Genomic DNA, 20,314 nt, shown 5'->3' with positions numbered 1-20,314 from the left:
CGGTGGTATGAGTACCGTGCGTACCACGTCCGTGCGCGTCGAAGTCTGCGGGATCGTACCCCAGGGCAGGCCCCAGTCGATGACACCGACGACGATCCCCCTACCCGTAGCGATCACCTCTGAGGGTCGACGCTCGTCAGATTGCATGCCGTCGGGCGACAAGTCGTCGCCGTCGTCGATCTCCGCCTCCGACGCGACGATGGTCGGGGCCTTCATGCTGAGCACCGCCGGGTGGGCCCGAATCGCTAGGATGTCCCCGCGACGCACGCGGCATGTCACGATGTCGCTGAAATCGGCGATGATGCGGATGCTCCGGGGAACGAGGTCCCGCTCCCTGACACGTATCAAGAGCGGGACCTCCTCCTCAGAGTCGCCCTCGGCGATCAACTCCTGAAGACCCGGATCCATTTGCATCGTCTATAGGTGCTGCGCTTTTGCCTGTTTGGGCTGAGCCGGCTGATTTCGGGCTTTCGGCAGGCACACTAGAACCTCCTTACCCCAGGATACCTTCTCATCTGCGCCCGGGTGCTGCTGGAACTCCTCCGCCACGATCACCTTGACCGTGACATTTTTGTCCTTGGCAAGTTTCTGCGCAGCCTCCTCGTCTTGAATCCCGTTGAAATTGGGCACGAGGACGGTGGATCGCGTCATGGGCAGCGTGAGGGTGACTGGCGTGCCCCGATTAACCACCGTGCCCGACCCGGGCACCTGGTCTTTCTCATCTGCTTTGGCGAAAGCTTGACAGAACAGGCCCCGTTCGTTAGCGACTATCTTCCGGGTACCTGAGTCCGGGTATCCTGCGAAATCGGGCACCGTCACCACCTCCGACCTGTCGACCCCGACGTCCACCTTTCCGGCGTCGGTCGTCGTGACGAATTTGTTCGTGTTCGCGACCGGATCACTGATCGGAGTATTCTCGGCGGAGCGGCGGGCAAACACGGCGCCCGCCACGAGCCCGGAGGTGCCGGGTACCAGGGCGCTGATCAACCCCGTGCGATTGACGGCGTCGCTGTCGGTCACCCCCTGCCGCTCTGCCAGCAACCGTCCCATGACGAAATTGAAGATGTTCATTTGGAAGTTCCTTCGAGGTCCGGCGTCGAGCGACCTAACGCTTGCTAAAGGCGAGCATCATAACCATCATCATCGTCAGATTGTCGGAGCCGTCGCTGCTACCGCCTCCGGTGAACCCCGAGCCCCCGAGCAGCATCATCGGGAGCATGGACGAGAAGATGTCGTTGTTGTCGACGACAACCTTGGTGCCCGCAGGCAGGAGACTATCCACGTCTCGGCTGAGCACGACCGATTTCGGCTGCGTCAGCAGCGGCATCAAGGCCGCCATCTCGCGGGTCTGCTTCAAGTCCTTTCGCAGCCCGTCGGTCTGCTTCTTCTGCTCGGTCACGTCGCGACGTAGGCGGGACTGCTCCTGGTTGACCGTGTTGATCCGCCCCTCCAGCGTCTTGATCGCCGTGGCGTTGGTGGCGACTTGCCTGCGGACATCGGCCAAGGCTGCCTGCAGCTGGACCTGCGTGACATAGTTGCCGGCGGGTCGCGCGATCGGCGAGCGTGACCCGCGGGCGACGGGAACGCCTGCGGAAGCGACGACCTCCTCGGGCAGCCTCGTCGCTCTCGTCGCTCTCGTCGCTCTCGTCGCTCTCGTAGTCCTCGGGAAGATCTTCACCGTAGTATGGCATCGTCATTGCTGGATCTCTGACTTTCTTTTCGCAGTGTTACCGGGTTGTTGGGCCCACATCCCGAGACGTTCGACTCGGCGGACCGCGGGAATTATGAAGTGATGGAACAGCTCCGAATCGGGTTTGGCGGCGCCGGGATGACCTCGACCGTCGCATTCTTCGCACTCGGGGTCCTCGCCCCAGCACATCGGGCATGCGCCGAGCGCCGCGGCCAGCGTCTCGTTTCGCGTGCGGAGCTCCTGGAGTTCCGCGTCCATTCGCAGGAGCGTCCGCTCAACCCGACGCGCCTCTTTCAGCCGCGATCTGACCGCATGAAGCTCGGAGTGGTCCGGGTCCGGTTCGTCGACGTCCTCGGCGGTCGACTCGACCACTACCTGGTCCTCCTGCCCGCCCCGCGGCGCCCGCTCCTGCGCCAAGAAGCGGGTGAAGGGGGCCAATCTCGGGTCAGATTCCGCGAGCTGGGCCAGCATGTCCTGCAGCGAGAGCCTCCTGCCGCTTTGGATGGATTCGAGCCACGTTTGGAGGAGCGTGTCGTTCATGGCCGGACCTCACGGGTAGTCGCCGAGCTCCTCGGCTGTCCACATCTCCAGGTCGAGGACGGCGAACGCCTGTACGGGAATCTCGACGGGACCGGCCGGTGTGCGACCGGAACGCTCTCCTGGCCCATCCTTCCGAGCGTCATGGCGGTTACCGCCTGACGGACCTCGGGCGGCTCAACAACCCGAGGAGCTGCGTCGCAGAGGACGCGCTCGCGCCCCCGCCGCGACCCCCACCGGTCGCTAGGCCCGCCAGCGACGTCAAGCCACCCAGGACCGAACCACCACGACCCCCACCGGTCGCTAGGCCCGCCAGCGACGTCAAGCCACCACCGCGTCCCCCACCGGTCGCTAGGCCCGCCAGCGACGTCAAGCCACCACCGCGTCCACCACCGGTCGCTGGGCCCGCCAGCGACGTCACGCTACCCAGGACCGAACCCACCTTTGATGCCGTCGAATTCGATGGGCTCGCCGACTGGAGGCCGCTGCTGACCCCTGTCAGCAGCGCCCCTGCGAGGGCACCGTACGGTCCGAACGCCGACCCCGCTGCGGCGCCCTTCGCGACCGAGAGCACCGCCGGCGCATGCTTGGCGACGACGGATCCCACCTTTTTGAAGGCGCTTCCGATATCGGACAGCGAGAATTCCAGATCCTCGGGGATATTTTGGGGCCGAGCACTGCGGCTAATCGGCCCGAGTTCCGTGTCGCGAAAGCTCGCATATTCCGGGGCCAGAACCGTGCGAAGATGAGGTAATCTACTGTTCATTGACGTATTCACAATACCGCGTTCACGATCGAGGATTCAAGTCATGATACCTCCTTGCTCGATCGCCTTGCAACAAGATCTTGCACCGCCTGCGCAATGTCAATAACGTAGTTCACATGACAAATTTGGACGCAATCGAAATCTATTTCACTGTTCATTCACTTCTTGGTGGCCTGCCCCGAACGAGACATCAGGGTTTGATTCACCACGTGACAGCGCGTTTCTTACGCCGTTCACTCGAATATCGACACGTTTCAGGAACTCCGTGTGGGAACGATTGACGGAAATAACCTTAAAAATGGATAATCCGACGCGATCTTGGAGATCGCTCCTTCCCGGCAAGACCCGGCTGCGAAGAACTATCTCGTTCGCTTCGGCACCTGACGTCACGGAATCTGCGCATGCTGCAACCACTTCGCGGGGCTGCCCGTCCTGCGGTGAGCAGCCGGGTTACTGGCACTGCAGCAACCAGATCGTCGACGCGAAGGACCCAGCGCTACCGACCGGCGCCCGGGCGCGGGCTACACATTGGCGTGACACCTCGACTGGTGAGGGGACAGTCGACACCACCGGGAGCACCGGCAACCACCATCGACTCGAGCACGGGTGACTGGAGCACCAGCGGTGGCTCGACCACGCGCACAAGCAGGAGCACCAGCGCTATTCGAACTACCGGCCCCGGATCTGGGGAGCCAACGAGCCGCGTACCGGCTTTGGGTCGAGACTGGCGGACAAGATCGGCGTGATATGGCTGCCGATCGTCGTCGGGGAGTGGCCGGCCCGCACCCGCTTGTAGTCCCCGCGGTAGCCCGCGGCGGTGAAGGCCTGGAAGGTGGCTGCGCTCGCGGTCACTGGCAGCGTGCGATCATCTTCGCCGTGGAGCGCGTGGATCGTCGTGCGGCCGGTCGATGGCGGTGGCTGGTACGTGGCGACGAGGGCGCCGGAGACGGGGATCACGACATCGAAGCGGCCGGTACCGGCGAGCAGCCAGGCGATGTGGCCGCCCTGCGAGTAGCCGAGCACGAGCGTGCGGGTGACGGCGCGCTGGCTTGCGACGGTGTCGGCGACGTGGACGATCTCGGCAGCCGCCGCCGCGAGCTCGGCCATGAAGTTCGCGCTGTTGAAGCGGGCTCCGAAGTAGCTGTAGCCCGCGCCGCGGGGGTTGCTCAGCGGGCCGCGGACGTACACGAGGCGCGCCGGCACCTTGATGCGGGTGTAGCGGTCGAGCTGTGCCATGTCGCCGCCGATGCCGTGGAGCACGAGCACGAGCGGCATGGGCTGGGCCGGGTCGATGCCGCCGGTGATGCGCTCGAGCACGGCGAAGCCCGGCACGCTCAGCGCGAGGTTCGGCGTCGGAATCGGCAGGGCCGCGATGGCCTGGCGCCGCATGAGGGCTCGAAGACCGAGAGCAGCGCCGGCAACGGTGGCGCCTGCGGCGAGGGCGATGGTGGTGCGCTTCATGGTTTACGTGCCTCCCGACGAGCCCGGCTTGCTGCGCGCGAGCCCGGTCTCCAGGGCGGGTTCCGGCGCTGGTGGAGGCGGGACGCTCCGCCGGCCCGATGCGAGGGACATGACGCCCAGGGCGATCAGCACCCCGGCTGCGGCGCTTTTGTGCAGCATCGTCACGGGGCCCATGGAGACCGCGTGCGTGTCGGCGATGCCGGCCCAGCGCGCGGCAGGGTGTAGCGCGGCCGTCAGGGTCCAGGGCTGCACGGTGACGACGTAGATATTCTCGAGCTCGCCCGCGATCCGCAGGATCTCGTCCATCGATCGCCGCAAGTCGGTGACGTACTCGAGCACGCAGGCGACGTAGACGACGGCAGAGTCATCCAAGATGGCGGGCAGCCCGTGGGCGAGCGAGTCGGCGAAGATCACCGCCGCGTCGTTGCTGTTGAAGATGTCGCCGTAGCGCGGCCCGTACTCGTACAGCCGCATAGAGCGGCTAAACCAGCCCTCCTTGCGCGGCAGCACGACGAGCAGGGGTCGGCCGAGTTGGCGGGCGCGCTCGTCGGCGGCGAGGAAGAGTCGCCGGCGTTGCTCCCAGCGCGTCCAGGTCGCCGCGGTCTCCGCGACCGCGACACCGCTCAGGCCCAGGCGGGCGATCATTCGCGCGTCGGTCATGGTTCCTCCTTGCGCCCCGAGGGCCATAGCGCGAGCAACGAGGCGCCCGCGACGACGCCCGCGGCGATCGCCTTGTGAGTCGTGGTCACGCGGGCCATGGCGACCACGTGTCGGTCCGCGATGCCGGCCCAGCGTGCGCCAGGGTACAGCGACGCGGTGAGCGTCCACGGCTGGACGGTGACGATGTAGATGTTCTCGAAGTCCCCGGCGATCCGCAGGATCTCCCGCAGCGCGGCGGGCAGGTCGGCGACGTACTCGAGCACGCACGACACGAACACCACCGCAGAGTTCGACGAGATCCCGGGGATGGGTCCGGCCGTGATGTCCGCGACCTTCATCACCGGGCACATCGGGCAGCCCTTCGCGTCGACGCACACATCCCCGCAGTCGTACGCGCGGAGCAGGCGGGTGGTGGGGCCGGCGTCGGGATCGCCGATCACGACGAGCGTGCGTTGCAGCGATCTGGCCCGCTGCGCGGCCTCGATGAACAGGCGTGAGCGTGTGTCGAAGCGCGACCACGCGGCCACGCCCTCCGCGATCACCATGCTGCCGAGCGCCCAGCGGGCGAAGCTCTGGATCGACATGTCAGCCTCCTACTTCCAGGTGACGGGGAAGACCTTGAGGGCCGCGACGACCGCCGCGAGGCCGGGCCAGCGGTCGGCGTTCGGCGGTGCGAGGTCCGTGATCTTGAGGCCGAGCTCGGCGAGGTCCTCGTCGAAGCGCTTCTTCACGTCCTGAAACAGCTGCCCATTCGGGCTGTCCTTGAGCGCGGACGGGCTCGCCCACCCGAGGCGCACGCGGTAGTTGTCCTCGGGCGATGGTTGCCCGGGGTTGGCGAACACGGGGTAGCGCCCGCCGCCGACGATCCGCTGGTAGTACTTCGCGGCGCAGATCGCCGCGACGATCGGGTCCTCGATGATCGGCCAGTCCTCGTCGAGGTAGGGGTGTAGTCCTCGTCGAGCCCGGTCCAGGCGACGTATGGTGCGAGCGCCCCGAACAGGCCGCCGGACCCGGCCGCGCCGATCGACGCTGCAAACTTCGGCGACGGGTTGCCCCGCTTGCCGCCGTTCACGATCGCGTCCTGCGACGCCTTGACCTCCCCCTTCGTCTTGTTGCGCGCCGAGCGGACCCACCCGCCCTCGCGGTTGGCGACCACGCAGAGGTAAAGGCGCAGCGGCATGCCCGTCACGGCCTCGAGCTTGGTGAACAGCGGGCGGTACACCTCGCCGCGCGCCGTGGTCCCCCAGTAGTTCGGGTCGGCGTTGCCCGGCTTTGCGATCGGCGACTGCCCAGGCGGCGATGGTGAGGGCGCGGCCGGCTGCGACTGCCCCGACGCCTGCTCGGAGTCCGGGAGCGCTGTGGCACCATCCTGCGCCATGAGCCGCCGCTGCCGCCAGCGGTGCAACGCGTAGACGGCACCGGCGCTCGCGGCGAGGCGGTCACGCCGACGAGCACCGGGGTCAAGCTGCGCGCCGGCACGATGATCGCGGGCTTGGGCGCCTCCGCGGGCTTGACCTGCCACGCTGCAGATTCGCCGGCCTTCGCGTTCGCGGCAGCGTTGCTGCTCGCGCCGTTCTTCGGGCCCTTGCTGCCCTCGTCGGCGCCCTGCTTCGCGTCGCCATTCTTCCCGTTCTTCCCGTTGCCGTTCGCCATGGGTTGTCCTCGCTCGCTCAGGAGACCTCGACCGCCTCGACATCGATCGCGTGATCGAGGTCGTCGGCTCGCCTGGTCGCAGCGGGCTTGCTGCGGTTGTAGACGTACAGAAGCAGCGCGGCCGCGCCGGTGACGGCGGCGCCTGCGATCAGGATCTTGCCGAATCTCGCCGCCGCGATGAGCGGCGCCTTCGCGGCTTCGGCCCCGGCCTCGGCCGCCGACGCGACGCCCTGGTAGAACAGGGCCGGCGGGTTGTACTGCAGCAGCGCCGGGCCCCAGGCCCACGCGGCCTCCTTGGCGCCAAACTTCAGCTTCTCCCAGCTGGTGTCGTCGCTCGGATCGTCGAACATCCCGCCGTCGTGGGTCTTGCCCTGGTTGTCGACGAGGATCTGCGCGGGCGGATCGTTCTGCTCGTATGGCAGCACCGCTGCCCACGGATCGCGGGGCCACTGAAACGCGGGCCGGCTGCGCATGACGTCGACGTAACGCAGGCGTGCGTCCGCGAGGGCGCCCGCGAAGGCGCGCCCCAGGAATGCGCGCACTTGGTCGGTGAGCGCCGCCCGCTTCTCAGCTTCCACGGTGGCGAAGGACCGCAGCACCGACCCGAGCGGGCGGTCCGGGTTGGTCATGGCGCTCTCAACGAGGCCCGCGATTACCGGCGGCTTGCCGTCGTCGGAGCGCAGGTACCACCATGGATCGATGAGCGCGGCGAGTCCCTGCGCCCGGATCTGGGCGCCCCAGCGGGTCTCTGTCTCGAGCTTCGCCTGCTCGATGCCCGCCGGGGTCGCCGCGCCGATGATCTGCCCGTTCACGGTCAGCGCCTCCCACTTGTGGGCGGGCCGATCGCTCTCGGGTAGCTGCGCCAGCTCGAATGCTCGCTTGGCCAGCGCCTTGATGTCCTCGTTGACCACCATCTACGTACCCGCGAGGGCCCACTCTTCGCCGTTGTTGTAGACAATGACCGCGCGGTTGACCTGCTGGTTGGGCAGGCCGCGGGCGATGGTGTCGCCGGCTGCTGCTGCCAGCAGAGGCACCCCGGCGCCCTTGCGCGAGAATGTGAGCACCGCGTCGAGCGGCACAAGCGAGCGGCTGGGCAGCGTGATCACGTCGGCGTTGACCGAGTCGTGGATCACGTGGAGCAGCCCCTGCCAGGCCGCGAGCGCCAGCGGGACCCCGACACGGAGCGAACGAACACCGCTCGATGCCCGCGATTGTTCGGACCACGCCACCAGGCGCGTGCCGAGCTCGTTGACGCCGCCGATGCTCTCGATCAACAGCTCGATCGCCACGCTCGCCTGGGGCGCGACGACGAAGCGCAGACGATCGGTCGGACGGACGAGCACGAGGCGGCTGTTCCCCGGGCCCGGGGCGTACTGGACGCGCGGCTGGATCGGTGCGCCGCTCTGCAGCTCGAAGAAGTCGCCCGGGCCGAGCGGGTTGGTGGTCAGCACATTGATGTGCGCGAGGTAGGGATCGCCGGCCGGCACCTTGCCCCACAGGCCAGCGGGTAGGATGCCCACCGGGTTCGTAGCGAGCGTGCCCTGCGTCCACCCCTCGGCGAGCGCGAAGTCTGTCGGCGCGGTCGCCAGCGTCACGCCGTCGAGCCCGCCGCGGAGGATGAGTCTGATCTTGTCCATGACGACCTCCGATTACTTGTGGCCCCCGTTGCAGTCGCACGAGCGGCCCATGGCGCACGACGAGCAGCACTTCACGGCCTTGCCGTGGTGCACGAACAGGCGGATGTTCTCGATCTGGTTGTTGTTCCCCGTGTGGGAGATCCGGGCGCGCAGGCGGTTGTTGCCACCAACGCAGCAGTGCTGGCCCATCGCCATCGGGATCGGCAGGAGGCCATCGCCGATGATCGTGTTGTCGAGGTTGTAGATCTCGCTGCCCCAGATCTGCGTGTCGAGCTCCTCATCATCCAGAAACCACGCGAGGCGCACCTGATCGTGGTTGTTGCCGTTGTTGGCGAGGCGGTAGCGCAGGCTGAAGCAGCCCGTGGGCCAGGGCGGCTGACTCCTGCGCGAGCGTGACCTGGGCCCCCGGCGCGACCGGGATATGGCCCATCTGGATGACGGCGATGTCGGTCCGCCCGCTGCGGTAAAACTTCTGCGTCGTGATCGGCGCGTACAGCAAGTTCTCGCAGCCGTTGCTCGGCGCTGAAAAACTGCACGCCTGGATCTGTCCCGTGATCGCGGGCAGCGTGCTTTGTCCTTGCAGCCGCGCCGCGATGCGGTCGGCCATGTAGTTGAGCTTCTCCTCGGTCTCGTCAGCCATCGATCTAGCCCTTTCTGCGCGCCCCAAAGAGCGCGTCCATTTCATCGTCCACATCGCGCTCCGCGTTTACGGAGCTGCGGGGGGAAGCCCCCAGGATGGAAGAGAGCAGCAGCGACGATGCGTCACCCGCCGCGCTCGAACTCTGCGACGCCGGACTCGGCGCGGCCGCGCCGTTCGGCGAGCTCGCGGCGCCCGACGTGCCCGCACTGCCCGACGCAGCTGCGCCGCCCGGCGGGGAGCCAAACGTGCCCGCGCTGCCCGGCGTATTGAGGCTGATCGCCAGTCGAGGCGCCGGGGCAGTGGCCGCTGGGGCCGTGCCACTGAGGCGCGCCTGCAACCGGTCGCGCATCGACTTGCCGGTCGGTGCCTGCGTCGGCGCGGCGACTTCGGCGGTCAGTGCGAGCGCCATGTGGCCGCCCACGACGAGCGGCTCGACCACGCGGACCAACAGCACCACCGTGCTCCCATCCGTGGCGCGTGCCTCGATGAGCGTCATCCCGCCGCCCTGTGGTTCCAGCGCGAGGATCTCCAGATCGGTACGAAAGTTCATTCGCGGTTCTCCTCAGGCTTCCAGCGTGCGGTCGGCGTCGATGCGCCCCTGCATGGTGAAGTGAATCGTGGACGTCATGAGCGCGAGGCCGCCGACCGCCAGAGCGGCCTTCTTGGCGAATCGAACCCGCCCCGGGTCAGTCCGGCGAGCGGCGATCGACAGCACGAGGCCGACCACCATCGGCACGGCCCGCCAACCTCCTTTAAGCTGACTCTCGCCGAGCTTCCCAAGCGCGAGTCCTGCCCCGAGCGCCCCGGTGATCCACAGGACATCGCGCCAGCCGTGGATGCACAGGTGCGCGGTGTGCCGGGCGAGCTGCTCCTCGTGCTTTTGCTCTCCTCGACGCGCACCTCGTGGACCACGTCGGTGGCGCGTCGCTGCTTCTCCCCAAATTTCCCCATTTGTCCCTCCTATGCGGCTGCGTGCACGTATGTCAGCGGTTCTCCGAGCTCGAGTAACAGGAGCGTCTCGGGGGCGAGCCACGAGATCGACAGCGGCTCACCGGCGGGGCGCAGCCGCGAGGCTCGCGGCTGCTCGACCACTCGTTGCACGGTCGTCGGGGCCGAGCGCTGCGCCTCGACCTCGGCGGCCTGGTCCTGGAATTCGGCCTGCTGGCGGGCGTGCTCGGCGATGCCCCACTGGCGCATGCGCTCGAGTCGCTCGGCGTATTGCGGGTCGCGCAGGGACGGCACCGCAGGCGCAACCTCCGTGGACGCCGGGGCAGCCGGGGCCTTACGCCGTGTCCTGCGGCTCTCGCCGGGCTGACGCTCCCGCTGCACCTTCGTCACACCAAAGCACTCCTCGCCTATAAAGGATGCAGCCGCGACCGTCGAGCCGGCGTCGGTCTCCAGACGGATCACGGTCACGGGCGGCGCCTCCTTCGGTGGCGCCCAGCCGGCCGAATGCGCGGGTTCTTCGGCCCGTGGAGGAGGCGGAGCCGCCTTCCTCTTATGGCTCTTTCGTACACGTCCCGGGACCGGGTAGTACTCGTCGGCGACGAATCTGAGCACACCACGCAGGATGGTGACGATGAGGTGATGCCATGTCATCGGGGACAAGAGATAGCAGCCTCCGCAGTGCCAGAGTCCAATAAATAGACAGCCGGCCGCGAAGCTTTTTTCGATGATGTTTGTTTAGCGAATTCGTGCCTGTCCTGGCGCTCAGCCATGGTTTACGGCGTTTTTATGACTGCGTGCTTTTCGCGTGTCTCTGATGGGGCATGTTGGGGAATGGAGGGATATCTGGGACATCCGACAGAGATGTCGAGCGACATCTCGAGAGAAGTGCCGACATCCCGCGGCGGGGCCCGCAGACATTCCTTGCCGAAGAGTCGACATCCAGAGGGAAGTCCAGACAACTTGTCTGGGCCGCCGACATCGTTGAGAGATGTCCCGCGACCTATGTCGGGCGCGCTGGCAGCACCTGTTCGCCGTCCACCAGAAAGGCGCGACAAGTGCCGACTTGCGTCGGAACAATGATTATAGCGGGCTAGCGACTTATCCCCGCAAATTCTGCCTTCCCAGAGATCAGCAAGCGGGCTCGTCCGTGCGCCCGTGCGGTGTGCGAGCTCGCGGAGTGCGCTGCGCAATTATCTTGGTGGACAGGGCGTGATCAACATGTAGTATCTTGCCTCGTTGAGCGGGCTGTAACAGAGGAGGGTGTGGAACGACATACGTATAAGGTGTGCCGGGTCCTGCCGAGGGACCCCGAGCAGAAGATGGGACGACCGCGGCGCGACGTTGTTGATGTCGTGGGAGGAACTCAGCGAAGAGGAGCCTCGAACAGTTCCGAAAGTTTCAGGAGCCGCGCCTCAAGCTGGGCCAGATCGCGGAACTCGACGGCAGGATCGTCGCGCGGGGCCCAAAGACCGAAGATGTAGGAGAAGGTGACGGGCCCGGGGACGCGGGCGAAACAGCCGACGCGGGCAACGCGGACGACACGGGCGACGCAGACGGCCAGGACAACGCCACGATCACGAGCCCGGTGAACAGCACCGATCCGCTCGCGGTGACGGAGCACGCGACGCGGATGCTGTGGGATGTCTTCCACAAGCACGCCGCCGCGTCGGGCCGAGCTGCGGAGCAGACGAACGAGATGAACAAGCGGGCCATCGAGCAGGCCCGGCAGCTCGACGAGGCGCTGAGCTCGATGAAGAGTCGCCCGCCCGCCTCGCCGAGCAACGTCTCGGTCGAGGACATCGGCGACCTGCTTCGCGTGGGCGCCAGCGTGATCCGTGAATTCATGAGCGGCGCGCCTGGAGCGAGAGCCCGTAGGGCTGTTGTGGGGGCCCGCCACGCGGGAAGTAGGAGGGGAGGATTATGGCCAGTCGAGCGATCGAGCCAATCACGTTGCCGTGGAAGCGACCTGAAAAAGGGTGTGTCTGCGGCGGAATTGGGTGCGAGCTTTCGCGTCGAACAGCGCGACGACGGGTGGCACTGCACGGTGAAGATCGGGCGGCGCGCGGAGGTGCTGGCGACCGGGCTCCGGCGCCTCCGCGATGCACAGTGCCGGGCCGAAGCCCACGCGGCGACGATGCCCGAGGTCGCCGCAGCGCTGGAAAAGCAAGCCGCGGAGGCTGCCAAGCCGGCGAAACGGCAGGGGAGGAAGCAGGCCGAGCGGGCGACACCGGAGCCACCGCCGCGAGCGGCGTCGCCGACGAACGAGCGGAGACCGGCCTGGCGTTCGATCAGGTCTCGGATGGCTGCATCTGCGGGAAGGTCGAGGGCGGCACGGGTCGCAGATCCCAGCGGCAATGTGTCGGTGCCGACCGGGACGGACCCAGCCGTGGCGCAGCAGATCTGTCGCGTCGCCGCGACCCACTACACCACGCTGCGAGCTAAGCCTGTGGCGGTGGTGACGACGAGCGCCACACCCTCGCCGACGGCGGCGGTTTCGAGCGAGAAGCCGGCCGCCAAGGGCCGGCGGAAGGTGGCGAAGCGGGCCGCGAAGCCCATCGCCCCTGCGAAGAAGCCGACGCCCGCGAAACAACCCGCCGCAGCACCCGCGAGCAAGGCGGCGAGCAAGGCGGCGAGCAAGGCGAGCAAGGCGGCGAGCAAGGCGGCGAGCAAAGCGGCGAGCAAGGCGGCGAGCAAGGCAGCGAGCAAGGCGGCGAGCGATGCGGCGAGCAAGGGCAAGCGGGGCAAGGCTGCCGGCAAGAAGATGGCCGCGAGGGCCCGGACACCCAAGGCGCCCGCAGTAGCGACTCGCGGACGCAAGGGCGGCAAGCCCAGCGCCACCGACGCGGAGAAGGCCCCAGGCAAGCCGACGCCACCAGCGAGGAAGGGGAAGGCCCCCGCCAAGCCGACGCCACCAGCGAAGGAGGAGAAGGCCCCGCCAAACCGACGCCGCCAGCGAAGGAGGAGACTATGGTCAAGAAGTCCGAGAAGGCCCCCGAGGACGCGAGTTGCGGCTGCGTCACGTGGACCGAGGTCGACGGCAAGGCCCGCGGCGCGGCCAAGCATGGCACCTTCGTCGTGGAGCCCGAGGGCAAGCGCCACGCGCTCTACTTCTACGACGCGGACGGACAGTCGCGTCACCTCGAGAGCGGCAGCGCCGGCAAGCTGCGCAAGGTCGCCGAAGAGATGGCCGCGCGAGGCCAACCCGCGGCGCGGGCCACAGCCTCCACCGCCGATGATGCCGCGCTCATGCGGGCCTTCATGGCCGGCGCGATGGGGGACGAGGCGTGATCGTCTCGGAGGCGGCCCTCGAGCGCTTCGAGCGGCAGGTCGCGCGCGTGCGCGGCCGCTTGCAGGAGGCCCGTCGCCGCGGCGAGCCCGTGCCCTCCGACGCCGCGCTGGACGACTTCCTCGCCCGCAACCGCATCAAGATCCTGAACGGCCTCACCGCCGCCCTCGCGCAGCGCGAGCCAGCGATCGACCCCGGTCAGCCCGACGCGTGGACCGAATCTCGTCGCATGGCCGCCAACCTCGAAGCCATGCAGCTCCTGGTTAGCAAGCCCGCCGGGTCGCACACCGTCGAGGATCGCCGCGTGCTCGCCCGCTACAGCGGTTGGGGTGGCCTCTCGATCGACAAGGCACAGGCCGCGTTCCCGCCGTCGCTGCAGGTCGACACGCGCGGCCTGATCCACGAGTACTACACGCCGACCGCCCTCGTGGCCGAGATCGCCAGGGTCGCACGACTCTTGCTCCCCGATCTCGTCGGCCTGGACGGCGTGATCCGTGCGCTCGAGCCCTCCGCCGGGATCGGGCGCTTCATCCTCGCCTTCGACGCCCTCGGCGGCGCGCCGATCCGCTGGACAGCCATCGAGTACTCGGCGCTGGCCGCCACGCTTCTGTCCGCCGTGCGACCCGGCCTCACGGTGTTCACGGGCCCCTTCGAGCGCTGGATCGCGAAGCACTGGGACGAGGAGGTCGGCCGCGTCAACCTCGTGGTCAGCAATCCGCCGTTCGGCCAGCGCGGTGAGGCAGCGTTCGAGGACCGCGACCGCAGCTACCGCGAAAAGACCGCGATGGCCTACTTCCTGCGACGGGGCCTCGATCTGCTCGCACCCGGCGGCCTCGGGATCTTCATCGTGCCGATGGGCTTTATGAGCGACCCCAAGCGCCGCAAGCTCCGCGAGACGATCCTCCTCGGCAACCACGTTGCAACCGCCTTCCGCCTGCCCTCACAGCTGCGCCTCCCGGACGGCCGCCAGCGCGATCACTTCCCCGGCGCCCACAATGTCACCGACCTGATCTTCTTCCGCCGCCGCGCGGGCGTGCTGGCCGAGCTCGACGCGGAGGACGTCCCGATCGCGGACGGCCGCTACTTCGACATGGTGCCGCGGCACGTGCTCGGCGAGATCGACAACAGCTACCGTCTTGCGATCATCGGCCCGCCCGTGCGGCTCCCCGAGCTGATCGAGCGCCCGATCTGCCAGGACTGCCGGATCCGCGTCGCCGCCCCGCGCATCGTTGCCAAGGACGAGCTTGACCCCGGCGACCCGCGCATCGCGTCGGCGCAGGCCCTCGTGCGCCGCGTCGACGCCTACCTCGCCGCCGTCGCGGGCGCCCGCGCCGACGACCCCGTGCTGCTCTGGCCCGAGCTGGTCGACGCGCTCCGTGGCTGGACGACACGCCACGGCAACCCCTACGACGCGAAGAATGTCCGCGTGCTGGCGAAGGACCGCGACCTCGCCCGCACCTTCCTCCGCGCCTTCGAGAACGACGGCAACCTGATCCCCGGCCTGCGCGAGCGCCCCCCGGCCGCTGCGCCCACGATCCCCACCGGTGATCTGCTCGCGCTTGCCGAGCACATCTACCGCCAGGAGCGCGGCCTGAGCGTCCCGCGGCTCATGCAGGAGAACACCGCGCGTGGTGGCACTGAGACGCGCGACGCGGCCCTCACCTTGATCATGCGCGCCGGGTGGTGCGTCGACGGGCCCGGCCTCACGCTCCTGCTGCCCGAGACCGACTACTACACCGGCGATCTGTGGTCGCGCTACGACCGGGCCGTCCAGCATCCCGACAACATGCAGGCGCAGGAGCAGGCGCGGCGCCTGATGGCGACGATCCGCCCCGCGCTGCTGCACGACCTCGGCGAGTACTCGGTGCGCGAGGGCTGGGTGCCGCTCCCGCTGATCGCCGACTGGCTCGGCGACACCATCAACGGCGGCTACCCGGCGATCGAGCTCATCCGCGACGCCGGCCTCGTGCAGGTCCGCGGCATCGACTACAGCGACCTCGACGAGAGCCCCCAGCTCGCGCCGCTCACGATCAACTTCCTCGGCTGGCTCAACCACGACAAGGTGAACTTCAGCCCGGAGCGCAAGAAGCTCCAAAGCCTCAATGAAGCGCGCGACGAGAAGGTCGCCGCGTGGAGCCGCGATTTTCGCGACTGGATCGCCGGGGCGCCCGAGCGCCAGCGGATCTTGCTCGCCGCATACAACCGCGTCGCCCGCGGCTTCGTGCTCCCCACATACGGCGACGAGCCGATCTACATCGCCCGCTGGACCACGGACCCCAAGCGCCAGCTGTTCGACTACCAGCGAGCTGGCGTGCGGCGCCTGCTGTCCAATCGCGGCGGCATCCTCGTCTACGATGTCGGCGTCGGCAAGACCTTCACTGCCCTCGCTACCATCGCCGCCGCACGGCAGGAGGGATGGGTCCGGCGGCCCGTGGTGCTAGTCCCCAATCTCTTATCCTCCAGTGGCGCAACGAGATCGCCGCCGTGTTGCCCGACTACCGCGTGCTGCTCGTCGGCACCAACCTCGGTAACGCAGAGGTGGACGGCAAAATCGTCGAGACCGCGGAGACCGACAAGCCCGAGCAGCGCGCCCAGAAGTGGGCCCGATTCCAGGCCGGCGAATACGACCTCGCCCTGCTCACCTACAGCTCGATGAGTCGCACGCGGCTCGACATGGACGCCGCCACGGCGCTCGTGCAGGACACCCCAGCGATCATGCGACAGCTCGCGCTCACCCGGCGCAGCATCGCCGACAAGGACCCGAAGGACCGCACCGAGCGCGAGCGGGCGATCCTCGAGGAGGGCATCCCGGCGTGGATCCTCGAGCGCCTGGAGCTGCCGGAGACGCTGGGAGTACGACGGCGACATCAAGTGGGACGACCTCGGCATCGACCTCCTGGTCATCGACGAGATCCACAATTTCAAGAATCTCTTCAAGCCGGAGCCGCGCGAGTACGGCGTGCCGGCCTTCATGGGTTCGCCCGGTGAGGGCTCGGATCGGGCCTGGCAGCTGTGCTTTCGCAGCGCGGCGATCCGCCATCGCACCGGCGGCGCGGGGATCATCGGTCTCAGCGCGACCCCTGCGAAGAACAGCCCGACCGAGCTGTACACGGCCGTCAGCTACGTCAACCCGCGGGCCTGGACCGACCTCAAGATCCACGACGCCGAGCAGTTCATCGACCGCTTCTGCATCATCGAAAAGCGCCCCGTGGTCACGGTCGGCATGGCGATCGAGGACCGGTCCGCCATGGTCGGCTTCAAGAATTTGATCGACCTGCGCTCGATCCTCACCCGTCTGCTCGAGATGCGCAGCGCCGAGGAGATGGCCGCGCTCGGCCGGCTCAAGAAGCCCCGCGCTCGCCAGGAGCTGGTCCGCGTCGACCTCGACGACGCGCAGCGGGCCAAGACCGGCGCCCACGCCGACGCCTTCGCGGCCAAGATGGCCACCGGCGGCGGCAACATGGCGCTCGGCCTGATCGTCCGCCTCGGCCTCGTGGCGATCCACGCCCAGCTCGACGAGGGCTACAGCTGGGACAACGCCCTCGGTGGCAAGGACCTGCCCGCGCCCGACTCGTTCCGTTCGCCGAAGTTTGTCGCCGTCGCGGAGCGCATCCTCGCCACGCCCGGCTGCGGCCACATCGTCTTCCTGGAACCTCTCGCGGCGCAGATGTGGCTGCGCGAGGTACTCGTCGAGTACGGCATCCCCCGCGCCCGTATCGCCCTGCTCAATGCGCAGAGTGCCAAGTCGGCCACCGACCGCGTCCAGCTCGTGGACGACTTCAACGCGGGCCGCTACATCGTCATGATCGCCAACTCGGTCGGTGGCGAGGGCGCCAACCTGCAACGCCGCACCTGCGCCGTCCACAACGTCGATCTGCCGTGGGATCCCATGACCCGACGGCAGCGCAACGGCCGGGCCGATCGCCAGGGCAACGAGCTCGACGCGATCGTCATCTACGACTACCTCGCGCGCAGCTCCGGCGACGGCCCGCGCTTCGCCAAGATCCAGGGCAAGGGCACGTGGATCGATCAAGTGATGGAGTCGGAGGACGACATCGTGTCCAACCCGAGCGCCATGGTGGATGTCTCGCCGATCGAACTGATCGCCGACCTGACCACGGACCCCGAGAAGACTCGCGCGCTGCTCGAGCAGGTCGCCCGCCAGGAGGTGGCCGCACGTCGCGGCAAACTGCTGCGCCAGGTAGCCCGCCTCATGCGCTCGGCCGACGCCAGGTTTCGCGCCGCGGAGCGTGCCGCGGAGCCCCTCGAGGCCGCCAGGTTGCGGCAGGAGGGCCAGGCCGAGCTCGCCAACCTGCGCAACGTCGACGCCTCGATCTGGCCCTTCTTCGATCAGGCGCGGGCCATCGAGCAGCGCCCCTCGCTGATCCCCGCGACCGGTGTCCCGTTCTACGAGGGCCTCCAGCTGTGGCACCTCGAGAACGGGCAGCCGGTCCACCGCGAATATGGCCGCGTCGAGGACCGCCGGATCGGGGAGCGTCGCTCCGGCCGGGCAGTGTGGAGCACGGTCGGCCTCGACGGCCTCGAGCCGATCGCGTTGACCCCCGCGAGCTTCACCGGCGGCTGGCCCGACGATGCCGCCACCACGCAAGCCGCCATCGCCCAAGCGCTCGAGACGATGGGCCGCCAGGGTGCGTGGGAAGACCTCGGCCTCATGTGGGCCAGCGAGCGCTTCCTGGGCGTGTACTGGCCCCGCATCGCCGACGCCGTACGCGACCGCCTCGCGCAACGGACATGGTCGAACAGCGACGAGCTGTACCCGGCGCAGGACGGCACTGGCGCGCTGTTCCTCGCCAACACACGCAGCCTCGCCGGCATGCGCCTGTTCTCGCCAGGTGTCGCCGGCTTCGCCGAGTTCATGCGGCAGGCCGCAGCGAGCGCCTACACAGTCTCCGAACTGCGAGCCGCCGCCCGCCTGTGGTGGGAGCGCCCTCTGCCGACCGATCAGTCCCGCTCGTTCACCAGGATCCGTCCTCGGTCCAGATCCTCGATCGCATCGTCGCCCGACTCGGCGAGCGCTTCACAATAAATCCCGTCCGCAGCGGCCACGGCTACCGTGTGATCGACCTGCGCTCGCGGGACACCGATCGAGTCTTCACCGAGATCCCCGCCGGGACGCTGCTCACCACCGTGTCCGTACGGCACTCGGGCAGTCCGGAGGATCTGGGCGACTACGCCGAGCTGAAGCAGGCGATCCGCGACCGCAAGCGGCCGCAGGAGCAGTACCGGGCGATCCGCCAGTACGTCCGCGACAGCATCGACGAGATCACCGCCGACGAGCAGGCCGAGAAGGCCGTCCCTGCGAGGCCCGCCACCCCGACCGAGCGCGCGGCCATCGAGCGCGACCTGACTGCGGTCGACAAAATGATCAGCACCCCGCCCACAGCATCCGCTCGGGAGCCGGGTCGCTTCTATCGCGTCGGCGATCGCTGGTTCGGCGACACCGCCCTGATCCCGAGTAATGCGCAACACATGGGCTACGGTGACTTCCAGGCCAGGGTACCCGGCGGCTCGCTCTACTTCTCACGCCGGGACCAGAAGCAACTCCCCGGTCAATCCGGCCGCCTGCACGAGCTCTCGCTGCGTGAGGGCACCGATCTTCCCGGCGTGCTCGAGCGGCTCGCCACCGCCGGCCTCGCGCAGTCCGGTGGCACCTTTGACGACTGGCCACGCGTTCCCGGCGAGCCCGAGACCTCCGCGCCCGCACCGCTCGCACAGGTGCCCCCGCCCGACGACGTCGACGCCAGCGACGACGAGCCCGGCCCCTCGCCGAAGCCCCCCGCGCCCGACCTGCTCGCTCCACCGCCAGTGCCCGCCGTGGCCGGCGAGCTCGCCTTCACGGTCGACGCCAAGGAGCTGCAGGGCGCCCTCAATCTAATCCGCCGCGTGTCCGTGCCCGGCGACGCAAAGCTCAGCCTCGTCCAGATCGAGTGTCGCGGCCACGTGTTCTTCCGCGTCGGCTCGCCCGACCAGTACTTCGAGCTGCGCTTCACGACCACGCGCTGCGTCAGCCCCGGCGACGCGACCGTGGAGAGCAAGCAGCTCGCGGCCAGCACGAAGCACCTGACCTCCGGCGCCTTGCAGGTGCAGAAGAAGCCGCGCGAGGCGATCTTGCAGGTCGGCGTGGTCGGCCGCCAGGTATCAGTGCCGACCGTCGCGTACGTGCCCGTCCGCCTCGACGACGACCTCACGGGCGCCGCCCAGATCCCGCTCGAGGCGTTCATGGACCTCCTCGATCGCAGCATGTTCGCCGTCTCGACCGACGCGAACCGGCCCCAGCTCCACATGCTCGCCTTCCACGCCCAGGGCGAGCGCCTCACCGCGATCGCCACCAACGGCCACATGCTCGCCCTGGCCTCGATCGACACGCCCGACGCGGCCGCGCTCGACGGCCAGCGCATCGCCTACCCGGCGCTGCTCCGCCTGCAAAAGCTCCTGCAAGAGTACGAGAAGACCGTTCGCCCCGGCCGTCGCCGCAAGGACGCGGCCTCGCCCCCGCTGCGGATCCAGACCGCCACTGGCGGCACCAAGCGGCTCGCGCTGGCCACCGACCTGTTCACCTTCATCGCCAGCCGCGCCCCCGCCGAACCGATCGCCTATCAGAACGTCATCCCCAAGGCGGGCGACCTGACGACCGTGTGCGTCGTGAACCGGGCCGAGCTCTTCGACGCCGTGAAGCCCCTCGCGTCGGCCAAGGAGCTCGCGCGCGTGCAAGTCGCGACTCCGCTGGAGATCAAGAGCGACACCTTCAGCTTCAACCTGCGCGACGTCTTCGTCGACGGCCCCGCCATCGAGATCGGCATCAACGCGGCCTACATGCGCGACGTCCTCGAGGGCCTGCGCTCTGGCGGCCCCCTCGTCGCGCTCGCCTTCACCACCCCGACCAGCCCGATCCTCGTGATCACCTGGCCCGACAGCGCCCTGCCGAAGACCCGCCGCGACGCCCGCGGCCCGGTGCTCGCCGCCCTCGAGTCGAACAACATCACGATCGTCATGCCGTACCGGCTCCAAAACTGAG

The 20,314-nt window shown here is 68.3% G+C and carries 21 protein-coding genes; 5 read left to right on the top strand and 16 right to left on the bottom strand.

Annotated elements, in window-relative coordinates; genetic code table 11:
- Positions 1-417: 417 nt before the first annotated feature.
- From IPJ59_RS36040 to IPJ59_RS35965, 16 genes are all read right to left on the bottom strand, one after another.
- Entirely contained in the window at positions 418-1,071 is a 654-nt protein-coding gene (locus tag IPJ59_RS36040) for a hypothetical protein (protein WP_293275718.1), read from the bottom strand.
- Positions 1,072-1,105: 34 nt separating this feature from the next.
- A complete protein-coding gene (locus IPJ59_RS36035; protein ID WP_293275717.1) occupies positions 1,106-1,678 on the bottom strand; it encodes a hypothetical protein in 573 nt (190 codons plus the stop codon).
- Between the two features lie 15 nt (positions 1,679-1,693).
- Positions 1,694-2,230, bottom strand: a complete 537-nt coding sequence (locus tag IPJ59_RS36030) for a nucleotide exchange factor GrpE (protein WP_293275716.1) — start codon at positions 2,228-2,230, stop codon at positions 1,694-1,696.
- Between the two features lie 1,432 nt (positions 2,231-3,662).
- Positions 3,663-4,454, bottom strand: a complete 792-nt coding sequence (locus IPJ59_RS36025) for an alpha/beta hydrolase (RefSeq protein ID WP_293275715.1) — start codon at positions 4,452-4,454, stop codon at positions 3,663-3,665.
- 3 nt (positions 4,455-4,457) lie between these two features.
- A complete protein-coding gene (locus IPJ59_RS36020) occupies positions 4,458-5,114 on the bottom strand; it encodes a hypothetical protein (RefSeq protein ID WP_293275714.1) in 657 nt (218 codons plus the stop codon).
- A complete protein-coding gene (locus IPJ59_RS36015; RefSeq protein WP_293275713.1) occupies positions 5,111-5,698 on the bottom strand; it encodes a class I SAM-dependent methyltransferase in 588 nt (195 codons plus the stop codon). The genes IPJ59_RS36020 and IPJ59_RS36015 overlap by 4 nt, the downstream gene beginning before the upstream one ends.
- A 9-nt stretch (positions 5,699-5,707) precedes the next feature.
- Positions 5,708-5,956, bottom strand: a complete 249-nt coding sequence (locus IPJ59_RS36010) for a hypothetical protein (protein WP_293275712.1) — start codon at positions 5,954-5,956, stop codon at positions 5,708-5,710.
- Between the two features lie 828 nt (positions 5,957-6,784).
- Complete coding sequence (locus IPJ59_RS36005; RefSeq protein ID WP_293275711.1) at positions 6,785-7,681, bottom strand: hypothetical protein; 897 nt, start codon at positions 7,679-7,681, stop codon at positions 6,785-6,787.
- Complete coding sequence (locus IPJ59_RS36000; RefSeq protein ID WP_293275710.1) at positions 7,682-8,404, bottom strand: hypothetical protein; 723 nt, start codon at positions 8,402-8,404, stop codon at positions 7,682-7,684.
- A gap of 12 nt (positions 8,405-8,416) precedes the next feature.
- Positions 8,417-8,710: a hypothetical protein gene (locus tag IPJ59_RS35995; RefSeq protein ID WP_293275709.1), complete on the bottom strand. Its 294-nt coding sequence runs from the start codon at positions 8,708-8,710 to the stop codon at positions 8,417-8,419.
- Positions 8,685-9,044, bottom strand: a complete 360-nt coding sequence (locus tag IPJ59_RS35990) for a hypothetical protein (RefSeq protein ID WP_293275708.1) — start codon at positions 9,042-9,044, stop codon at positions 8,685-8,687. Before IPJ59_RS35990 ends, IPJ59_RS35995 begins: the two co-directional genes overlap by 26 nt.
- Before the next feature lie 4 nt (positions 9,045-9,048).
- Positions 9,049-9,594 (bottom strand): hypothetical protein, encoded by a 546-nt coding sequence (locus tag IPJ59_RS35985; RefSeq protein ID WP_293275707.1) that lies wholly within the window; start codon positions 9,592-9,594, stop codon positions 9,049-9,051.
- Between the two features lie 12 nt (positions 9,595-9,606).
- The gene (locus tag IPJ59_RS35980; RefSeq protein WP_293275706.1) at positions 9,607-9,780 is read right to left on the bottom strand and encodes a hypothetical protein; all 174 of its coding nucleotides are present in this window, start codon (positions 9,778-9,780) and stop codon (positions 9,607-9,609) included.
- Between the two features lie 224 nt (positions 9,781-10,004).
- Positions 10,005-10,286: a hypothetical protein gene (locus IPJ59_RS35975; RefSeq protein ID WP_293275705.1), complete on the bottom strand. Its 282-nt coding sequence runs from the start codon at positions 10,284-10,286 to the stop codon at positions 10,005-10,007.
- Positions 10,287-11,355: 1,069 nt separating this feature from the next.
- Positions 11,356-11,613 (bottom strand): hypothetical protein, encoded by a 258-nt coding sequence (locus IPJ59_RS35970; RefSeq protein WP_293275704.1) that lies wholly within the window; start codon positions 11,611-11,613, stop codon positions 11,356-11,358.
- 800 nt (positions 11,614-12,413) lie between these two features.
- Positions 12,414-12,728 carry a hypothetical protein gene (locus IPJ59_RS35965; protein ID WP_293275703.1) on the bottom strand — a complete coding sequence of 105 codons (315 nt, stop codon included), beginning with the start codon at positions 12,726-12,728 and terminating at the stop codon, positions 12,414-12,416.
- A gap of 231 nt (positions 12,729-12,959) precedes the next feature.
- On the opposite strand from IPJ59_RS35965, the gene IPJ59_RS35960 reads away from it, so the two are divergent.
- From IPJ59_RS35960 to IPJ59_RS35940, 5 genes are read left to right on the top strand one after another with little or no spacing between them, the layout of a single operon-like run.
- Positions 12,960-13,280 carry a hypothetical protein gene (locus IPJ59_RS35960; RefSeq protein ID WP_293275702.1) on the top strand — a complete coding sequence of 107 codons (321 nt, stop codon included), beginning with the start codon at positions 12,960-12,962 and terminating at the stop codon, positions 13,278-13,280.
- Positions 13,277-15,934, top strand: a complete 2,658-nt coding sequence (locus tag IPJ59_RS35955) for an Eco57I restriction-modification methylase domain-containing protein (protein ID WP_293275701.1) — start codon at positions 13,277-13,279, stop codon at positions 15,932-15,934. Before IPJ59_RS35960 ends, IPJ59_RS35955 begins: the two co-directional genes overlap by 4 nt.
- A complete protein-coding gene (locus IPJ59_RS35950; RefSeq protein WP_293275700.1) occupies positions 15,931-16,266 on the top strand; it encodes a hypothetical protein in 336 nt (111 codons plus the stop codon). Before IPJ59_RS35955 ends, IPJ59_RS35950 begins: the two co-directional genes overlap by 4 nt.
- Complete coding sequence (locus IPJ59_RS35945) at positions 16,250-18,325, top strand: helicase-related protein (RefSeq protein WP_293275699.1); 2,076 nt, start codon at positions 16,250-16,252, stop codon at positions 18,323-18,325. The genes IPJ59_RS35950 and IPJ59_RS35945 overlap by 17 nt, the downstream gene beginning before the upstream one ends.
- Complete coding sequence (locus tag IPJ59_RS35940) at positions 18,217-20,313, top strand: beta clamp domain-containing protein (protein ID WP_293275698.1); 2,097 nt, start codon at positions 18,217-18,219, stop codon at positions 20,311-20,313. Before IPJ59_RS35945 ends, IPJ59_RS35940 begins: the two co-directional genes overlap by 109 nt.
- Position 20,314 lies beyond the last annotated feature (1 nt).

Origin of the sequence: Nannocystis sp. (assembly GCF_016714285.1) — a bacterium.
Taxonomy (GTDB): Bacteria; Myxococcota_A; Polyangia; order Nannocystales; family Nannocystaceae; genus Nannocystis.
This window is presented reverse-complemented; position numbering and strand designations above follow the sequence as displayed.